Annotated in this window: 17 protein-coding genes; 4 read left to right on the forward strand and 13 right to left on the reverse strand. The window is 35.2% G+C overall.

From position 1 onward, the window contains the following. The first annotated feature begins 80 nt into the window (after positions 1 to 80). The 3 genes from DWX23_RS23085 to DWX23_RS23095 all read left to right on the forward strand — a co-directional run bounded on the left by DWX23_RS23085 (position 81) and on the right by DWX23_RS23095 (position 1,889). On the forward strand, positions 81 to 269 hold the full coding sequence (locus DWX23_RS23085) for a hypothetical protein (protein ID WP_229801186.1): 189 nt from the start codon (positions 81 to 83) through the stop codon (positions 267 to 269). Positions 270 to 358: 89 nt separating this feature from the next. Further along, the gene (locus tag DWX23_RS23090) at positions 359 to 1,084 is read left to right on the forward strand and encodes a helix-hairpin-helix domain-containing protein (protein WP_122376224.1); all 726 of its coding nucleotides are present in this window, start codon (positions 359 to 361) and stop codon (positions 1,082 to 1,084) included. Positions 1,085 to 1,121: 37 nt separating this feature from the next. After that, positions 1,122 to 1,889: an AAA family ATPase gene (locus tag DWX23_RS23095; RefSeq protein ID WP_122376225.1), complete on the forward strand. Its 768-nt coding sequence runs from the start codon at positions 1,122 to 1,124 to the stop codon at positions 1,887 to 1,889. A 2-nt stretch (positions 1,890 to 1,891) separates the two neighbouring features. Here DWX23_RS23095 and DWX23_RS23100 read toward each other — a convergent pair whose 3' ends face one another. Further along, on the reverse strand, positions 1,892 to 2,398 hold the full coding sequence (locus DWX23_RS23100; protein WP_122376226.1) for a flavin reductase family protein: 507 nt from the start codon (positions 2,396 to 2,398) through the stop codon (positions 1,892 to 1,894). Between the two features lie 40 nt (positions 2,399 to 2,438). Then, positions 2,439 to 4,766, reverse strand: a complete 2,328-nt coding sequence (locus tag DWX23_RS23105) for a TonB-dependent receptor (RefSeq protein ID WP_122376227.1) — start codon at positions 4,764 to 4,766, stop codon at positions 2,439 to 2,441. Between the two features lie 140 nt (positions 4,767 to 4,906). Here DWX23_RS23105 and DWX23_RS23110 point away from each other — a divergent pair, with 140 nt between their 5' ends. After that, positions 4,907 to 6,307 (forward strand): sodium:alanine symporter family protein, encoded by a 1,401-nt coding sequence (locus DWX23_RS23110; protein WP_122376228.1) that lies wholly within the window; start codon positions 4,907 to 4,909, stop codon positions 6,305 to 6,307. Positions 6,308 to 6,312: 5 nt separating this feature from the next. Here the strand turns inward: DWX23_RS23110 and DWX23_RS23115 are convergent, their stop codons facing one another. The 11 genes from DWX23_RS23115 to DWX23_RS23165 all read right to left on the reverse strand — a co-directional run bounded on the left by DWX23_RS23115 (position 6,313) and on the right by DWX23_RS23165 (position 18,681). Next, on the reverse strand, positions 6,313 to 7,533 hold the full coding sequence (locus DWX23_RS23115; protein ID WP_122376229.1) for a pitrilysin family protein: 1,221 nt from the start codon (positions 7,531 to 7,533) through the stop codon (positions 6,313 to 6,315). A 169-nt stretch (positions 7,534 to 7,702) separates the two neighbouring features. Beyond that, a complete protein-coding gene (locus DWX23_RS23120) occupies positions 7,703 to 9,619 on the reverse strand; it encodes a hypothetical protein (RefSeq protein ID WP_122376230.1) in 1,917 nt (638 codons plus the stop codon). 22 nt (positions 9,620 to 9,641) lie between these two features. Then, positions 9,642 to 10,013 (reverse strand): DUF3244 domain-containing protein, encoded by a 372-nt coding sequence (locus DWX23_RS23125; protein WP_122376231.1) that lies wholly within the window; start codon positions 10,011 to 10,013, stop codon positions 9,642 to 9,644. Between the two features lie 205 nt (positions 10,014 to 10,218). Beyond that, complete coding sequence (locus DWX23_RS23130; protein ID WP_122376232.1) at positions 10,219 to 11,940, reverse strand: tetratricopeptide repeat protein; 1,722 nt, start codon at positions 11,938 to 11,940, stop codon at positions 10,219 to 10,221. A 581-nt stretch (positions 11,941 to 12,521) separates the two neighbouring features. Further along, entirely contained in the window at positions 12,522 to 13,772 is a 1,251-nt protein-coding gene (locus DWX23_RS23135; protein WP_122376233.1) for a TIGR04157 family glycosyltransferase, read from the reverse strand. After that, positions 13,757 to 14,446, reverse strand: coding sequence for a lanthionine synthetase LanC family protein (locus DWX23_RS23140; RefSeq protein WP_122376234.1), 690 nt, complete (start codon positions 14,444 to 14,446; stop codon positions 13,757 to 13,759). The genes DWX23_RS23135 and DWX23_RS23140 overlap by 16 nt, the downstream gene beginning before the upstream one ends. A gap of 173 nt (positions 14,447 to 14,619) precedes the next feature. Beyond that, positions 14,620 to 15,849, reverse strand: a complete 1,230-nt coding sequence (locus DWX23_RS23145) for a TIGR04150 pseudo-rSAM protein (protein ID WP_122376235.1) — start codon at positions 15,847 to 15,849, stop codon at positions 14,620 to 14,622. A gap of 59 nt (positions 15,850 to 15,908) precedes the next feature. Continuing rightward, positions 15,909 to 17,156 carry a radical SAM peptide maturase gene (locus DWX23_RS23150; protein WP_122376236.1) on the reverse strand — a complete coding sequence of 416 codons (1,248 nt, stop codon included), beginning with the start codon at positions 17,154 to 17,156 and terminating at the stop codon, positions 15,909 to 15,911. A 1-nt stretch (position 17,157) separates the two neighbouring features. Then, positions 17,158 to 17,979 (reverse strand): GLPGLI family protein, encoded by an 822-nt coding sequence (locus DWX23_RS23155; RefSeq protein ID WP_122376237.1) that lies wholly within the window; start codon positions 17,977 to 17,979, stop codon positions 17,158 to 17,160. Between the two features lie 153 nt (positions 17,980 to 18,132). Then, the gene (locus DWX23_RS23160; protein ID WP_122376238.1) at positions 18,133 to 18,405 is read right to left on the reverse strand and encodes a TIGR04149 family rSAM-modified RiPP; all 273 of its coding nucleotides are present in this window, start codon (positions 18,403 to 18,405) and stop codon (positions 18,133 to 18,135) included. A gap of 69 nt (positions 18,406 to 18,474) precedes the next feature. Continuing rightward, positions 18,475 to 18,681: a hypothetical protein gene (locus DWX23_RS23165; RefSeq protein WP_147382564.1), complete on the reverse strand. Its 207-nt coding sequence runs from the start codon at positions 18,679 to 18,681 to the stop codon at positions 18,475 to 18,477. Positions 18,682 to 19,194 lie beyond the last annotated feature (513 nt).

Raw genomic sequence — 19,194 nt, forward strand, 5'->3', positions numbered from 1 at the left:
TAAACGCTATAAGTTACTTGTTTATTGGCAAGTAACTTATATCTTTGTAACAGAGTATTCATCATTTAATAAATAACAATATGGAAATCAAAACCGTCCCCCTTGAAATTAAAACCCTTTCAAAGGAAAGAAAACTACTTCCCGGATTAAATATGACCCAAGAAGAACTAATTGCTCGTGTCCGCAAAGCCGAAGAAGGGCCTTTTTATACATTGGATGAAATCAAACAAAAAATGCGGGAATGGAAGGCACAGAAATACGGCCTATAGATATTTCCGATGAGTTCTATATTTCTCTTAAAAATACATCTCACACATCAGAAACAGACGAAATATCAAACCATAATATCTTATAAACTATGAACTGGCGAGATTTACTTTATTTTTCCAAAGGGGAACGTAGGGCCCTGACTCTCCTACTCTGTCTGATCTCTATATCCTGGATCATCTTATTTGTGACAGACAATAAACCGGACTATTTTGCCGATGAAAATAAAAAGGTTACAGAACCGGTTAAAACAACTTTAAATACAATTACAAAAGGCGCTGATACGGGAAAATGGCAAATACCCTCATCCGGTAGTAAAAACAATTCCTCGCGGAAGAAAAAAGAATTTCATCCGAAAGAAACTAAAAATACACTCGGAAGGAAACCTTTTCCTAAAACTGAAAAATATCCTGCCGGAACCATAGTCGAGCTAAATACAGCCGATACTACAATTCTAAAAAAAGTACCCGGAATCGGAAGTACATTCGCCCGTCGGATTATTAAATACAGAGAGTTGTTAGGAGGCTTCTACTCTGTCTCCCAGCTTCACGAAGTATATGGGATCGACGAAGAACGATACAATACGATGAAATCGTGGTTTTCGGCAGATCTGTCTTTAATCTGTCAATTAATTGTCAATAAAGTATCCATGAATGATTTGCAAAAACATCCTTACATCAACTACCGGCAGGCCCGCATCATCGGACAATTACGAAAGCAAAAAGGTAAACTGACCGGTTGGGAGAACTTTCAGCTCCTCGAAGAGTTCACCGATGCCGACCGGGAAAGGCTGACACCATACCTGTCGTTTGAATAAGCAAAGAAGTTTATATACATTTGTAAAAAAGAAAACTATGATTTACCTCAAACAAGTAAAACTGACCAATCCGGCAGAAGTAGAAGGACCGGTAGAAGATTTGAAATACCCCTTCCGTGCGGCAGCCGTACGCTATATCGAATCGATTGTTTTCCGGCAACCGGTTACTTTTCTGGTCGGTGAAAACGGTGCAGGCAAATCGACCCTGCTGGAAGGCATCATGTTCAAATATGAAGAAAGGGATGAAAGCAAACAAGGCATGTTGTACGACGGGAAAGAAGCTTGGAAATCCTATTCAAACGTTTTGCCGCAATGCATCCGGCTGATTGAAGAACGGAAACCTTTCGACCATTTCTTCTTCCGTGCCGAGTCTTTTTTTGATCATGCCACAGAAATCGATGCCAAATCGATGAAAGACATATTAGATTATGGGCGTGATTATTCTTTAGGAGCCTACGGAGGACGGCGCTTACTGGAACAATCGCACGGGGAAAGCTTTCTCAGCACTTTCCTGAACTATGCAGGAAGAAACACCCTCTTTATCCTCGATGAACCGGAGGCAGCCCTTTCACCTCAACGGCAGCTGGCACTATTGGTCAGGATCCATGAACTGGTAGCACAAGGTTGCCAATTGATCATCTCCACCCATTCGCCGATCATCATGGCTTATCCGGATGCAGATATTTATTCCATAGAAGAGGATGGAGCACATATCACTCCGTATGAGGAAACACAACATTATCAGTTAACGAAGTATTTTCTGACCCATACGGAGCAAATGCTTAAGGAACTCGGATTACGGTAAAATCATTTTTCCCAGGCATTCAATATTTCTGCCACATATACATTATGCAAATTGCCAGCCATCGCGCTGTACCATTTTTCATACAAAGCCGGATCGACAAAGCTATTCTTATCCATCTTTGTTACATAAAGCGTTTTGCATTCCAACGTCAGGCGGGATTCTTCAAAACAAGGATTTCCCAATTCTGTAAAATAAGGAGTCAAGCCTGTCGCAGCGACCTTGTTTATATCGCGTCCGGATTTTGAACCACATATTTTATGCGCAGCTTTATGCTCTTCACCCAGAAAAGAGAGTGTAAAACATCCCTTTTCATCGACAAATTCACGGGTATAACGCTCCGGACGAATGAATACGAATACAACCGGTTTATTCCAAAGGAAACCTACGCCGCCCCAACTGGCCGTCATCATGTTAAACTTGTCTTTGTCACCGGCACTCACCAGCATCCACTCTTTACCGATAATCTCAATAAAATTATCCTTTATCAAAGCGGGTTCAATTGCTTTCATACTTTCTTATCTTTAATTTTTTTCAAAGATACAAAGAATATCATTTACCCGTACTCATCACACCGGAGTCGTTATCGGCATTGTTCAAACGTTTCTGACCAGCCTTATAGGTACGACCGAATGAAAAATTATAAGTTAAAGAAACAACGAACAAACGTGAGCTTTCTTTGATATACATCGCTTTCTTATAAGATGCATACTGGTTCCAATTTTCCGTCTTTACTTTATAGTTATCAGAGAACGGGTTAATAGCCCCTACTCCCAACGACAGATTCTTATGATTGTAGCGCGCCATAAACATCTGAATATTTTCGCCACCTTCCAATGTCTCACCCCAGAACCAGTTCCAGTTCGTATTCATCTGATACATCAGCATGAACTTCTTCCAGGTCAGAGAGGCTTGTGCTTCACAATACCAGTTCGTATACCGATGAGAATAAGTATTCCCGTTACTGATATAATGATTCACACCGCCGGTAAATGAAAACTGCAGGATATCTTTGATCGGTCCGATACGGAACATAGCCGAACCTGTCAAACGCTGCCAGTTCTTTTGATTATCCCAGGTCTGAATGATCTTGTTCCCTTCCTGGTATTTTTCATCCATAATAGGATTAGGAAGATATTCATAGGCACCGTCTAAATTAGTATAAAAGATTCCTTTCTGATACTCATAAGTAAGAGCTAAGCGATAACGCATATAAGCTTCCAGTTGCGGGTTACCGCGTTGCAATTGCAAAGAATCGATCACCTGCTCGATTGCACTCAGATTTCCTAAAGAAGGAGAAGAATTACCGACATAACCTCTCAAACGGATAAACGATTGTCCGGGCAAAGCATATTGCAATGTAAATCGTGGATTGAAGGTATAATATTGATAAGAATCATCTGTTCCATCCTGTTTGTAATAGGAACGTGACACACCAACCCCCAGAGTATAATCCAGTTTCCGGGCCTTTCCTTTAAACTCGCCATAAAGAAAACTTTCCGACTGATTCATACGGGTATTATAATCATGTCCGTTACGATACTCATTATTAGAAAATGACTGCGTATGACGGATTCCGGTACTCAAACGGTTCCCATTCCCCAGCTTTTTCTCATAAATACCTTCACCGATCACTGAATATTTATTACCTGAAACCCGGTTATTAATATCCGTCAGCAAATCTTCACCGCGGCTTTCCTGATAAAAGCGATGAGAGGAAGTACGGTTATAAGTTCCGACCACATTAAAGACCAATGTCTGATCGTTTTTCAGATTACGCTGATAATATAAATCTAACGCAGGAACCTGATTATCTGAACTATTCAGATCGACCATATCCACATAGTCTGATAGATTTTCCTGATTGGATAAAATACCACGGTAATCCCAATGCGGTTGATGATTGCTCCAATAGCGAAAGGTGGCATTGAACAAATACTTCTCCTGATCCTGTACACTATAATTCAGATTCAGATTATGCATGAACATACGCCCATGAGCCGGTTCACCTTCTTCTTTCCGGTGTAAAACCGTTCCGTCGCCCAAATGGAATATCTCCTCATTATCTCTGGAAAGACCGTAAAAGTCACGCGGACCGATCCGGTAAGAAGCACCGAATTCCGATTTCTTATGATTGATCTTTCCTGAAACCCGATGTTCTCCCCATAATGCATTCACACCCTGGCTCATATCCACACTAAAACTTCCCCCTGTCTCCGGACGGCGAACGATATAATCGAGCACAACTTCCGCATTGCCATAACGCAATCCGGGATTGTCGTGATATTCAAGACGGATAATATCGGAAGGGAGCAATGCCTTGACTTCATCGAGCTCCACTTTTACACCATTAATACGAAGTTGAACTTCCCCATTTCCCGGTATCTTGATTTCATTCGACAGCGGATTCACCTGTATCTTCGGCAGCATCAATTGTTGCAACAGATCCATCCCGTTGGTAGAAGCCTTAACCTGCCGATCGGACGGGAACACCAGTTTCCGGTCGGAACGACTACTCGTATTCGAAGCACTGACCGTAACACCGTCTAACGAAACCGATGCATTCTCCATCGGTATATCGCCCAATGTCACACTTTTATTAAATCCTTTCAAAGAGACATACTGTGTCTCATATCCCAGACTGGAAACAGCCAGCAAATAATCGCCTGATTTCATCTTATCCAAAACAAAATTACCCTTTTCATCGGTAGTTGTTCCGGTAATAAACATTGAATCCATTGTTTGCAGCACAACATTGGCAAACTCCAATGGTTCTTTGTTCTGACTATCCCTGACCAAACCTTTTATTCCTAAATTTTGAGCAAAAGCTCCCTGTACCATGCAGCCCAGCAGCATGATCCCGAATATAATCCGTCTCATAAGTTTATTATTTTTTATCTATTGCAGGGTGGCCTTTCCTGCCTTTCGTTTGTTTCTATTCATAAGACGATGCAAATCGAAAAAAGGTTACAGAATAAAAAAGAAAAAGACGTATATTTGAAGCAAAACGAATAAAATCAATGGATATATTAAATACCTGGATAAATAGCATCAACGACATTTTATGGTCGTATATATTAATAATCATGCTCTTAGGTTGCGCTGTATGGTTCACGTTCAAAACACGTTTCGTACAGTTCCGCATGATAAAGGAGATGATAAAATTACTTGGAGACTCCGCCGGAAAATCTAAAAACGGTGAAAAACACATCTCCTCTTTCCAGGCATTTGCCGTATCGTTAGCCAGCCGTGTAGGGACCGGTAATCTGGCAGGAGTAGCAACAGCTATCGCCGTAGGAGGTCCGGGGGCAGTTTTCTGGATGTGGATCATCGCTTTACTGGGTGCATCCAGTGCCTTTGTCGAATCGACACTGGCACAGTTATATAAAAGAAAAGGGAAAGACTCATTCATCGGCGGACCTGCTTATTATATGGAACGCGGACTTGGATTACGCTGGATGGGCGTACTTTTTGCCGTACTGATCTCCATTACTTTCGGATTTGCATTTAATTCCGTGCAAAGCAATACGATCTGCGCCGCCTGGGAAGGAGCATTCGGATTCGACCACCGGATTCTTGGCGGTATATTAACCGTACTTACCATCCTGATTATCTTCGGTGGTATTCAACGGATCGCCAAGGTTAGCAGCGTTATCGTTCCGGTAATGGCACTCGGTTACGTGGCTTTGGCTTTAGGTATCGTAGTCTTCAATATAACAGAACTACCGGCCGTCATCAAACTAATTGTCAGCAGTGCATTCGGATGGGAACAGGCTATCGGCGGAACTGTCGGGGCAGCTCTGATGCAGGGAATTAAACGGGGACTATTCAGTAATGAAGCAGGTATGGGTTCTGCACCGAACGTGGCTGCCACCGCCCAGGTCTCTCACCCCGTAAAACAAGGACTAATACAAACACTGGGCGTTTTCACCGACACATTGATCATCTGTACCTGTACGGCATTTATTATTCTTTTCAGCGGGGCACCGCTCGACGGGAGCGTCAACGGCGTGCAACTCACCCAGCAAGCTCTGACCAATGAGATAGGGAGTATAGGAAGTATCTTTGTAGCTGTTGCCATCCTGCTTTTTGCCTTCAGCAGCATCATCGGCAATTATTACTATGGAGAGGCAAACATACGGTTCATTACCCGGAAACGCAGCATCTTGCTTATATACCGCCTCCTGGTCGGTGGAATGGTCATGTTCGGAGCTTTAGCCAGTCTCGATCTGGCATGGAGCCTGGCAGATATCACGATGGGAACGATGACTATCTGCAACCTGATTGCCATATCCTTACTCAGCCGCCAGGCATTCCTTCTGCTGAAAGATTATGTCGCACAAAAACGGAAAGGAATAAAAAGTCCGGTATTCGATAAAAACAGTATCCCGGAATTAAAAGACAAAGCGGAATGCTGGTAACAGGATCATTGATAGATCAGACTGAATAAACGTTCCGGCGCAAAGACTTCATTTGCGACTTCCTGAATGTTTTCAACCGTAAGGCTTTCGACCCGGGCAAAGACCTCCGGCAACGTATCATACCGGTTGTAATGCAGGAAGCTTTTCCCCAATCCCAGGAAAAGCCCTTCCTTATTATCTCCGGAAACGCCCAACTGGCCGATCACCTGTTTCTTAGCTGCTGCCAGTTGTGTCGCAGACAATTTGTTGTCCCGTATTTTTTCCAGTTCTTTATGGACCAGACGTAAAGCCTTTTCCATATTCTTCGGGTCCGTTCCGAAATAAATACTGGCTAACCCTGTATCCGTATAAGATGTGACATTCGATTCGACGTTATAAACCAGTCCGTGTTTTTCCCGAAGCGATACATTCAGACGGTTATTCATACCCGGTCCACCCAGCATATTGTTCAGGAGGAACAACGGGATCCGCTTTTCGTCATGCAGGCTATAGGCACGGCTGCCGATCAGCACATGTGCCTGATGCGTATCCTTACTGATTTTCTTCACACAAGGCGTTATGGCATCAGGGGCGATCCGGTTACGCGGAGCTACCGGAAAGGCAATATCCGACAAAAGTCCTTCGGCCATCTTCACGATTTTATTGAAATCAACCCGTCCCATCGAAAAGAATACCATATTTTCCGGTGCATAGAAACGGCGCATGAAGGAACGTCCGGATTCAGAGTTAAATGTCAACAGAGAGGCCTCGTCGCCCAATATATTATGTCCTAAAGCGTGTCCGTCATAAAGCAGGTTTTCAAATTCATCGAAGATAAGTTCCGATGGGCTATCCTCATAGGAGTTTATTTCATCCAGGATCACATCGACCTCTTTTTCAATCTCTTGCTGCGGAAACTGGGAATGAAAGATCAGGTCTGTCAACAATTCAAATGCCCGCTGATAATGTTCTTCCATGAAGATGGAATAAACGAATGTCTCTTCTTTCGTCGTATAGGCATTCAGCTCGCCACCAACATTTTCCATCCGGTTCAGGATATGCCATGCTTTACGTTTTTCAGTACCTTTAAACATCATATGTTCCACGAAATGAGCCAGACCGAACTCATTCGCTTCTTCATCGCGAGTTCCGGCATTCACGGCAAATCCACAGTACGAAACCGGCGATTCCATCGGCAAGTGTACCATACGAAGACCATTGGATAAAATATGTGAGAAGTAATGCATTGTTTTCTTTTTGCTTTATTGACCTGCAAAAATACAACAAATAAAGAGACTGGTGAAAAATGGAGGAGGTATTTCTAAAAACAGACAATTTCTAAAGCAGAAATCTAAAAATAAAAACCTCCTCCCATTCTTTGATATTCTATATTCAGAATAGAAACCTACAGCCCATTCATTTTTTTATATCAAACTCATTCCAAGTATAATAACCTGATACAGGTGGATAGCCTGAATTTTTAATCTCATTGATATATTTTTCACATTCACTCTCACCATTCACCAATACATTCTTATAATTAACGGTTTGGCTACCTAATTTCAGACTAAACCATTTCGAGAATGAATAAATTTTCCCTGTAGCATTATCCTTCAGGTCAAAAGAGACAACAGCCTTAAAATTCCCATGATAAGACTCTGAGGGTGAAACATGTCGTATTTCATCGGAAACCTGATAATTTCTAACAAAAACAGCACCATATAAAGCACTAACAGTAGAACTACTTCCTGACGGTCTTCCGATAAGTATTTTAGAATAATATTTTTTATTTCCAATCCATCCAAACGGCTCAGGTTCATATCCTCCGTATTCACCAACAGGAGAAGAACCGAATATATATGGATTGTTATCTTCTGCTGCGATTTCCACATTAAAACTACTTATCGTCACTTTATTTCTGATAGCACTATTTATGATTAAATCGTTTTGGGAACAATCCAAATAATATCGGAAATTATAAACTCCTTTGTAAAAAGTTCTCGAATCAGTATAAAATTCGTGAGAAATCCCTTCTATATTCAGGGTCGGTGTCTTACTCAAGTTCCACACGCCAAGCGATTCATTATATAGCGGCATATCATTAGGATTAGTTGAACAACCGGGAATTGGAAATTGTGAAACTGTTCCCCAACCAGGAAGCACCTGCTCCGCCTCGAAAGTAAACTTAGTATTAGAAGATAAGCGTAAATCAACTTTACCAACAGAAGGTTTACTACCACCTATTCCCAATATGGAACTGACAGCACCGGTCAACGCTTTTGCAGCGACCGAACCACCAGAGGTAAATATAGCCTGTAGCCCATTTTTCACGCCATCACCAATACCGGACATTGCTTTTCTCTTTATGTTATTCCATAATCCTTTAAAAAAAGAATCATTTTTACTGATTCCTTCCTCTATCTTATCACCTAAACCCCGGACAACACCACCATTGTCGGCGACAATATTTGTTTTGGAATTGCTCTGCTTAAACATATCGCTGAGATTAATATTAAAATTAGAGGTAGGCGCCATAAATTCAACAGTCCCTGTGATTGAGCCATCCGTCTTCCCATCACCGGTTATAGTTGTTTTGTTTACTGCCCATCCCATCATCTCAAAGTTATATAAAGTTCCAACTGTAATAGAAGGATCATATGCACATTCAACTTCCAGACCATACCAATTATTGACCTGATAGCCTTTCCCTATAAATTGTGTACCCATAACTGTGCCTGGAGGCGAAGTTATATAAGAAGGACCTGCAATCTTTTTTGTCATATCATTCGCAAACTCTGTTGTGAAATTAAACAGAGAAGTTGATTTATCCACGCGAATACCCCAATAGGAACTGCTAACTCCACCACCAGAAGCATTAGATAAGGCATAAACAAAAAAACGTAACAGCCCTGTACGGGTATTATATAAAGCAAAATATTTATTTACCGTATTTTTTGTCAAATTACTGTAGACTAATACCCAGTTATTCTCCCTCGAATAATATCGCTCGCTGAATGTCGGACTATATGCATTAGGATCCAGCCACTCGTTCGGAATACCCAATGAGACCGTAGAACCTTTGGCCCAAGGTAATTCTATATTATCAGAGCGACCTATATTGGGATTATAAATTGGAAACTTATCCAACTTATCCCATTCAAAATAATCATCAAAGGCAGCTCTAGTTATGAGAGGAATTTCACCTTCAGGTCCAGGGTTATCGGGTTCAGGTAAATCGTTATCCGACTTACACTGACAAAAAACAACACTCAGAAAAGTAATCATAGTAATTTTTAGCAACCATGATTGATAGGCAAACAATTTCTTATTCATAGTATCAATTTTTATATGTTATCTACGGTAATACAAATTCACCAAATAAACAGGAACCTGTCGCATCAGTAAAATAAACCGTGTATACTCCCGGCTCTTTCCCGCTTAAGTTAATATCGATCGAAGAGATTTGAGGAGAAATAATCTGTTGATGAATTTCTCTACCATCCGAACTAACAATAAAAATATTGACGTCTCTCAATAATATGAGAAAATCAACATGAATTACATTATTATCCAGATTAACCGTAAGATGAGAGGGATCTAACAAAATAGAGCGAACCCCACCCTGACTTTTTGTTCTTCTTATCTCCACCTGATCTGCTTTCACAAAAAAAGTCGTACTGCAAATCATTACAATCGTTAACAATACACTAATCATTTTTCTTTTCATAACCTGCTATCTGTTTGTAAAGCAAAGTTATCCACAGCAAACCTATATAAATCCTTTTTGAGGATATATTTATCTTGGACTATTAATATTCCAATTTTATTACTCCTTAATAATCAATGATTATACATGCACTCGTTTATAAAAAATCAATATACTATTTTCCACAGTTAATATTTGACAGACAGACGATGATATATTAATAATTTTAACCCTTATTATTTATTCCTTCTTCCAAAATAATAATGATATCAGCTCCATCCGGAGCTTTCAATTTTTTTCGTATACAGGTTTTCCGAGTACGAACCGTATTGATACTTTGCTTCATTACACAAGCAATTTCCATAGTATCCATATTCGCTTTTAGCAAACAACAAAGCTGAATCTCTTTTTCTAACAAAATATCACCATAATAGCGTTTCATTTTACCGGCAAAATCATTATACAATAAATCAATAAGCAAATAAAGTTCACTCCAATCAATCTCAAGAGTATGTTGCTCTCCATAAAACAGACTATTAAATTTTTCAAGAAAAGGTTGCTCTTTCTCCGATTTTTCATCCAGTTGAGACAAGACTTTCGTTATATTTAACTGCATAAGCAATGCTTTTTTTACCATCATATCTTTTTCATCATCAGAATAACCGGATAATGCAACTTGCTTACCTGCATCATTATTGCTGTTAATTTGATTTTCCTTTTTCATCTTTCGCAAAACATCTACCGTATCTTGCGCCTTCGATAAATCTTGTTTTTTCTTCCATTTCATTCCGCCAATAACAAGAAAAACAACTAATAATAGGCTCAAAATAATCCAGCCAACTACAATAGCACCATCTTGTACCGTATGCAATTTTTCATTCTCTTCCTGATACTTTAAATAATTATAGATTTGTTCAATCTCTGCTAACGAACCTTTACGTTGAAGCTGATAAACAGAATCGACACAAGCCACATATCGATTCTGGTAAAAAAATGCCGATTCATAGTTTTTACTTGCAGCTTCTGTTTTAGCTAAAGTTGAATAATAAACAGCCCGCAATTCTATATCATCTAATTCTTCCACAACAGATTTCACTCCACCCAATAAAAAAAATGCAGAATCGGGGTCATTCAAATATGCATGAATTTTCGCCAAAGCTATCCTTCGAGTTATCATCTCACTACTATCATTCTCCAATGACAAAGATTGCTGCAAATAATATTTTGCTTTTATATATTGGCTATCTTCTTTCAAATAAACCCCTATATCATTATATATGGCAGCCATTTCTACAGAATCGTTCTGTTCGCGGGCAATATCTAATGCCTTCTCTAAATAAAAATAAGCACTGTCCCGATTGCCGTTTATCCCATATTCAGAGCCTATCGAACGCAGTAAGGTACCTGTATATTTCTCTCCGGAAGTTTGATCGTAAATAGCATACGACTTTTTATAAGCCTCCAGCGATTTATCAAAAGCATACTGCTTATCGTGTAACTCTCCCAAATAATAATTTGCCATCATTCCTAACAGAGGGTCTGGTATCTCCCCCGCATATTCCGCAGCTTTCAGAAAGTATAATCCGGCTTCAAATAGCTTTCCGGCCTCCTCATAGACACGGCCCGCATAATAATTCGACCAGCCTTTTTGAGAAGCATTACCGTGTTTTTTGTAGTATACCAATGATTTCAAAATAAGAGTGGTATCACGGGATAAATCCATATAACATTTATCCTTCGCCTTCGTATACATCAACTGATAAGCGGCAAAATCAGCCTTACTCAAATTTTCCGAGCCAGAATAAGAAAACAATAGTGCAAATGCACTATCCGGATCATTTTCCATCAAACTCTCCGCCCGCGATAAAATATCTTTGAGTTGTCCAGAATGGCAAGAACATAGACTAATCGTTATAATTATATAGTAAACATATTTCAGTAGTTTCATTTTCAAAGCGTTTAGATCAGGTATTCTGTTTTATGACAAATATATAATTTTATATTACATTATACATGGATAAATCCAATTTTTTCCAGAAATTCAAGCCTTCTATACCGGAAAACGGTTTGGAACACCAATTAAATAGCCTATAAACTTTTTTCAATGTATCGCTTCTGTATAATATTTCTATCTGATCATTTATTTGTTTTATAATATATATCTTCCATTCAATAACAATAAATCAATATTTTGTATGGGAAAAAAATAAGATACCCAACTATCAAAATATAATTACTACTGCATGTATTTTGGATTTTCATGCCAGGAAATTAGATTGCTGTGTCTACAGTGAATAATAGTACATGGACAACCAGAGTACTGTTAACCCTTCTATATTCCGTGTTTTGGAACTGAAATTTACGGGAATCATTCGCAAACAGCTCAACATAGCTTCGATCTGGCGCACTGCCTCTTCCAAAGAGCCGACCAAGTCATAGAGAATATTGCTAAAGGAGGTAAGTCTTTCACCTTGTCTCAACAATAGATTTTTTAGATTTCCCAGAATGAGCTACATAAACAATTCAACACTAAACATTCTTATATAAGTTCAATATTTTGTCCCGGAAATTCTTTAATTCATATTTTTCAAGAAATATCTTTCTGCCTCTTTTACCTAATTCGCAAGCATATTCTTCATTTTCCAATAAATAATTTATCTTTTCTATTAAAACAGAAATTTGAATTGAACGTTTATCTTTTATTTTCACTATTGGCACTTTTAATCCTCCTATGCCATCTTCTACGATCTCTGCTAATCCTCCCGTATCAGAGACAATAATGGGTAGTGCATGCATCATCATCTCAATTGCAACAAATCCAAATTCTTCACAGAGAGATGGAATAACTCCAATATTTGACATATTATAAAATAGATATAATTCTTCCTTACTTAGTCGACCAGTAAAAGTAATATTAAAGCAATTATCTCCAGCTAATGAAATCAAATTATTAAAATCCCCATCACCAGCAATTACTAAATGAATATCTTTTCGATTCTTCATCAACTCTTTAAAAGCCTTTATTAAATCGTAAATTCCTTTTACTTCATCTAAACGTCCTGCAAAAAAAATAATTTTTGTATGAAGTGGTATATTATACTTCTCTCTAATAAAAAGCTTTTCATTCTTATTCATATCCCTATATTGATCTTTCAACGAATTTGAAATCACCATACAATTTTTAATATCAATATCGGCCAATTCTACAAATGGTAATAAAGTATGCCTGGCTACACAAACTAACTGATCGCACTTCTTTATCATTTTTAGGTCTTCTTTAAATTCCTTTATTAATTTATTTTGAGAGATATTTCTTTTTGAACTACTCTGTTCCCACAATAATTTTAATTGATTATAATCTCCTAATAAACTAAAAGTCCAAGTAGTATAATGAATGACTAATATTATTTTACATCTAAACATTTTTTTAAGGCAAGTAACCAGATCCAGAGAATTCATAAAGTTAAGATGAAATATATTCAATACATTTTTATCTTCTATTATAAGATCATTTAATAAATAAACAACATTCCTTACATAATAGTATGAATCCATTTTAGTACGTATAGGTACAGATGGTATTGAAATTTTTCTATATCCATTTTCATTTGTTATTTCCACTTCTTTTCTTTTTGAATAAAGACAAATAAGATCAAAGTCTATTTCCGTATTCTTTAGACATAGTATCAATTGATCTATATAAGTTCCTATACCATAATTAGCAGCACGACTGGTCCGAGTAAATATATATATTTTTCTTTTCATTATTGAATTTTCCATATTAAATTTAAACCAATACCAGCTAATCCATTATCAGTAATACCAAAGGACCTTGTATCGCTAAATAAATAGTTCTTTTTAAAATGAATATCTTTTGTCAAATCATACAATATATCTTCCTCTATTTCAACCTTATCACAATGAATAATACAGTTCAATTGTTTTATAAGTTTTCGACTTTCATTATCAGAAATATCTAACATTAAAGATGATACTAAATCTTTTATATACTCATAAGGAATATCCATATATTTATATGATTCTTTCCCATATCTACTAACAATATAATATGCTAATCCTTTTAATCCTGTTTTCAAAGAATAATCTTTTATCCTTCTAACATCCCATTCTTGTATTCTAGAATCAAGAGATTTCAAAATTAAACAAGTATCACCTACAACATATTTATTATCTATTAAATATTTTACTCCCCATGCAATTCCGGCTAAACCATTTTCAAAATCTATAGAGGATCTTACATTTATTTGTTTATATATTTCGTCAACTAAATTATTTGCATAATTTTCAAACAATCTATTCTTAGTAAATCTTGAATAGATATAAAAGAAAAGAACAATGCCCATTTTACCATGTAACAGTCCAATATTATTAATAAAACTACTCTGCAATATCAAAAAACGAGCTATTCTCTGCAATATTTCTTGTTCCTTCATAGATTAATTATTGTATTTTTAAATTAAAATAGTAGTTGACATAATTAGTTTACACGTATCATCACAATACCTGTAAAACAAACAGAGCATCCTATTCTTCAGAATAGTGGATATTTGATATCTACTACAAATCATATAGTTCATAAATAAAATATTTATATACCTCCAAAGTATCAAAATTTAATATCACAAAGATTAGGTTGATCTATTACAAACTCATAATTTGATAAAGGTGGACAAAGCCATTGATATAAACACTTATTACAAGGACTAATATTTCGAATACTTCTCCAGGCTGTATTCTCTATCATTTCCTTATGAATTAAATTAAGAAGTGAGTCACTCTTTATATCCCCTAAAGGAAGAGTATTCATATTTGCTTTTACTTCACCATCCGGAAGTATATAAAGTGTACCAAAATTATTAGCATTCATTTTCTGATTTCTAAAAATCTCTCGCATTGAAATTACATTGGAAAAAATATCTTCCTTTTTTAAAAATACATTTTCAGAAAAAAACTCAATATTATTATTAAATATAGGATTCAAAATATATTTTTCAATCAAAAAATTCTTAATAATCATTTTTGACTGATTATATTGATCTTCATCTTCGATAACAAAATGAAAAGTAGTATTACTCATACATACAGACGAAAACACTTTTTCTAATAAAATATTATCAACTGGGAAATTAATAATAATCTCAACATTTATATAAGTTAATAGATTGTGTATTTGATAGTTCTTATAATTAAAATATAAATAAATACTTCCTTTATAGTTTTGAAATAAATCAGATAATTTATCTATATCAGTATATTTAAAAACATCCCCTCCTAATAAATTAATTCTTTTAGGCACAAAAAAAGAGACTTGATCAAACACATTTTTTAAAACACCGATCGGCAACTCTTGAAAATCAGCACCACGAGTACAGCAAAGAATTTGTTTACAGTATTCATCACAAATAGGGCACTCTTTAGTACAAAGAGAATTCAAATATATATTTAGTTCAATAAGATAGTGATAAATATCCTGACCAATCAAAACACAATTGTTTTCTGTCTTTATCAACTTATCTACATCTTTTTGTAAATTAAGTATTGGAATTAATCGCACCGGTTTATTTTTAGTACTATTCACATCTAATATATCACCCATTCCATTATTAAGAATATTCATAACAAATTCATGTATACGTATATCCTTTTGATTTTCTCTAGATAAAAGAGTAAAGCCTAAATTGTTAAAGTCAGATAACTGAGATATCAGTTCTATATTTTTCACATATGCAGTCTCAAGATATTCACCATTAATTGTATTATACAATAACATATTGCCATCCTTGATATCAACATACATATACGACCTTAAACCAAACCAATAATCTTTATTTTCCATAAACAATCATTTAGCATAAATTAACAAAACTGCTAAAAAACATATTCAAGATCTATAATTCATAGAACAATAACGTCATTCATTATACGATAATATGCTTGAGGATTTTTTTCTATAAAAAGCATCTGAGAATTTATATATTTCCGAAAACAAGATTCATCCATATATCCATGACATATTGGTTTATCATTTAAATCTTTCACATTATACATACATTGTATACAAGACTTATTTCTTTTACATGTCTTGCACTGATTTTCAAATTTCAAATAGTATTCATTGTATTTTCTAGCAATTGCTTCTATGTCAAGCACTATCCCTTCATCAGTAATCTCCCCAAGAGCGAATTGATGACCAATTCGTTCACAAGGCAATATTTTCCCATTAACCGTCACAAACATCTTTTTAGAAAAAGGTATACACGTCCCTGTAGGAATAGTATTAACATCCTTATTATCAAATAATAAATCAACATAATCATTAAATACAAATCCACTATATTTATGAATAAAAAGTGCTACACTTTGATAAGTAGGAGCATTCATAAACATATCTTCTTCAATCGAATTATAGTTATCTTCCTGATATAGACTCTTTTGTGCACTTCTATAGGTTTTACTAAATTCTATCAACTTATCATTTCTAACACCAACATTATTAAGTTCACTTATTTTAGGTATTTTGTGATATCTTGTTTTAAAAAAATGATATATATCCTTCACGCTATTCCTATTATGTATAACAGCATTAAAATTCACTTTATCTTCAAAATATTCAGGATATACAAATCTCATTTTATCAATATTTTCCACAACTATATCAAAAGCATTATTGTCATATTTATCAACTCGATAAGAGTTATTATAATGATTACCATCCAAACTTATTAACAAAGAAAAATCATGCTCTTTCAAATAATCCATATACTTATTTAATAATAAAGCATTTGTAGTCATGGAAAATAAAAAATGAATATCTGTAGAAAAATATTTATTATTAACATAATCTACGATTTTCATTATAAATGACATATTTAGTAGTGGTTCACCACCATAAAAAGACAAATATATATTCTTTCTAGCAGACATTTTTTTATTTGAATTCCAAAAATTTGATAAATAATCTATCAAATACATAGCTTTTTCAACTGGAAGTGTTTTATTATTTCGCAAATCATAATCCTCATAAAGTTCACCATATGCACAATATTTACATTTCAAATTGCAAGCATCTGTTACTTCAAAAACGATTTGTGAAAGATTCGACAAAGCTATATTTATGCTATTTTCATTTATATACTCTTTCATACTACTCTAATTCTAAAGGATTATACTTATCTGTACATTGAAGTTTATTACTCCCTCCAATCATAAGAAAATAATGATCAAAAATATCATTCCATAATTTCAACAAATCTGTTCTTTCTATATCATTATAATTATTATAATCATACGATTTAATTGAAATTTTTTCTTTATCATTTTCTATTCCTACACATTCATACACATATTCTTTATCTAAATCATATATTTTCAAAATAACTCCAGGTAAACCTCCAAATTTCCATGGTCCATTACTCCAATTTAACTCTTTACAAAACCAAGCTATATATCGTCTTCCACGAAAAGAACAAATTGCCTTTTGACATAATTTATTTTTTATATATAATGTATCATTACATATCTCCCAACGAAAATCTGGAATTTCTTCTGAATATTTACAATCCGAAATATAAAGAGGCATATGAGCATATTCTATTAGTTTATTATTCTTCAAATCTTTATAGATCTCTGACCACAAATATTTTCGTGCATCACTAGGTTTCACAAAATGAGGAATACAAGATGAATTGGGATTGTTTATCATATAATATGTAGATAAAGAATCCATTAAAAAAACATTATAGCTATAGTATTTTGAAACATTATCACCAATCTCTAATATATGTATATCATCACCTTTAGATAGTTTTTTAGTAGCATTTAACACATACCAAATTCTTAAACGACCTGAATCAACAAAAGATAAAGATTTAATATCCCTGGCTCTACCTGGGAAAAAGCACATTTGAGCATTTATATAAGTAGAGATACTAAAAATAAACATATATAACAAAAAACGAATTACCATATTTTCAAATAAAATAGAATTGTCTTAACAACATGTTAATTACTAAATAAGTATGAGTTAGAAAAACTTACCCATACTTACTATTCAACAATATAACTATAATAGATAATTATCCTAAGTCCAATAAAATTAATATCATAATAATATAATTAATCAGCAACTATATCCTGTATCATGATAAACTCCTGATTCATGCCCCACTTCGCCTTCCCAATAGCAATTATTTCCAACAGAAGAATATCCTCCTCCCCAATCTCCTAAACTAAAATTAGCACTTCTATTGTCAGAAGAAGAAGAACCACCACTTGTTGCATAATAACAAGAGCAGGTACAATAACGCTCACCACCTCTTAATTCGTTCATTTCTTTACTTTGCAAATTAGAGCTACTCAATTTATTCAATTTCAATTCCTTAAGTTTTTTCATCACTATATATTTTATTAATTAATACTCTTTTCTATTTTATTTGATTTTTATCTAATGAGAAAATGAACCTCAATAAAACCCTAAATATTTCAAGCTAATATAGATTACATTATTATCCAGATTAACCGTGAAACAAGAGGAATCCAAAAGGATCGAACGTACCCCATCAGACTTTTTCTCTGTATTCTGAAGTTTTACAGCATCTGCTTTCAGCAAGAAAGTAGTGAAGCTAATCATTACAACAGTCAATAATACACTAATCATTCTTATTTTCATATCAACTATCGTTTAATAGTGATACTATAAAATTAATCGGTTTGAGACCGATATTGTACTACCCATGAAAGATACTTTAATATTTCAATCAATATATAAATTTTATAATTAGCTAATAATCAAAGAGATTACATATACAATTTTAAGAAAAATCAATATTTCATTTCCCAGAATTAATATTTAACAAATACTCACTTATATGTTAACAATTTTAACCCTCATTTTTTACTTCTTTCTCCCCAAAAGTAATGATATCAGCTGCATTCGGAGCTTTCACTTTTTTTTCGTATACAGCTCTTCCGAGTACGAACCGTATTGATACTAAGAGAAAACCCAGATTATCATTTTGAAAAAACAAAATCTTCTTGCAACAAAGCTATTTTATCCTTATCTTCGCCCATCCAAGTTATTACCTAATAACCAAACACTTACCCCATCCTATTCTTTGAAACAACCTGTCCTGTCCTGAAATAAGTTGACAGTCTTGAAAAAAAATAAGTTTCAAAAAGGACT

Source organism: Parabacteroides sp. AF18-52, from assembly GCF_003479145.1.
GTDB lineage: Bacteria > Bacteroidota > Bacteroidia > Bacteroidales > Tannerellaceae > Parabacteroides > Parabacteroides faecis.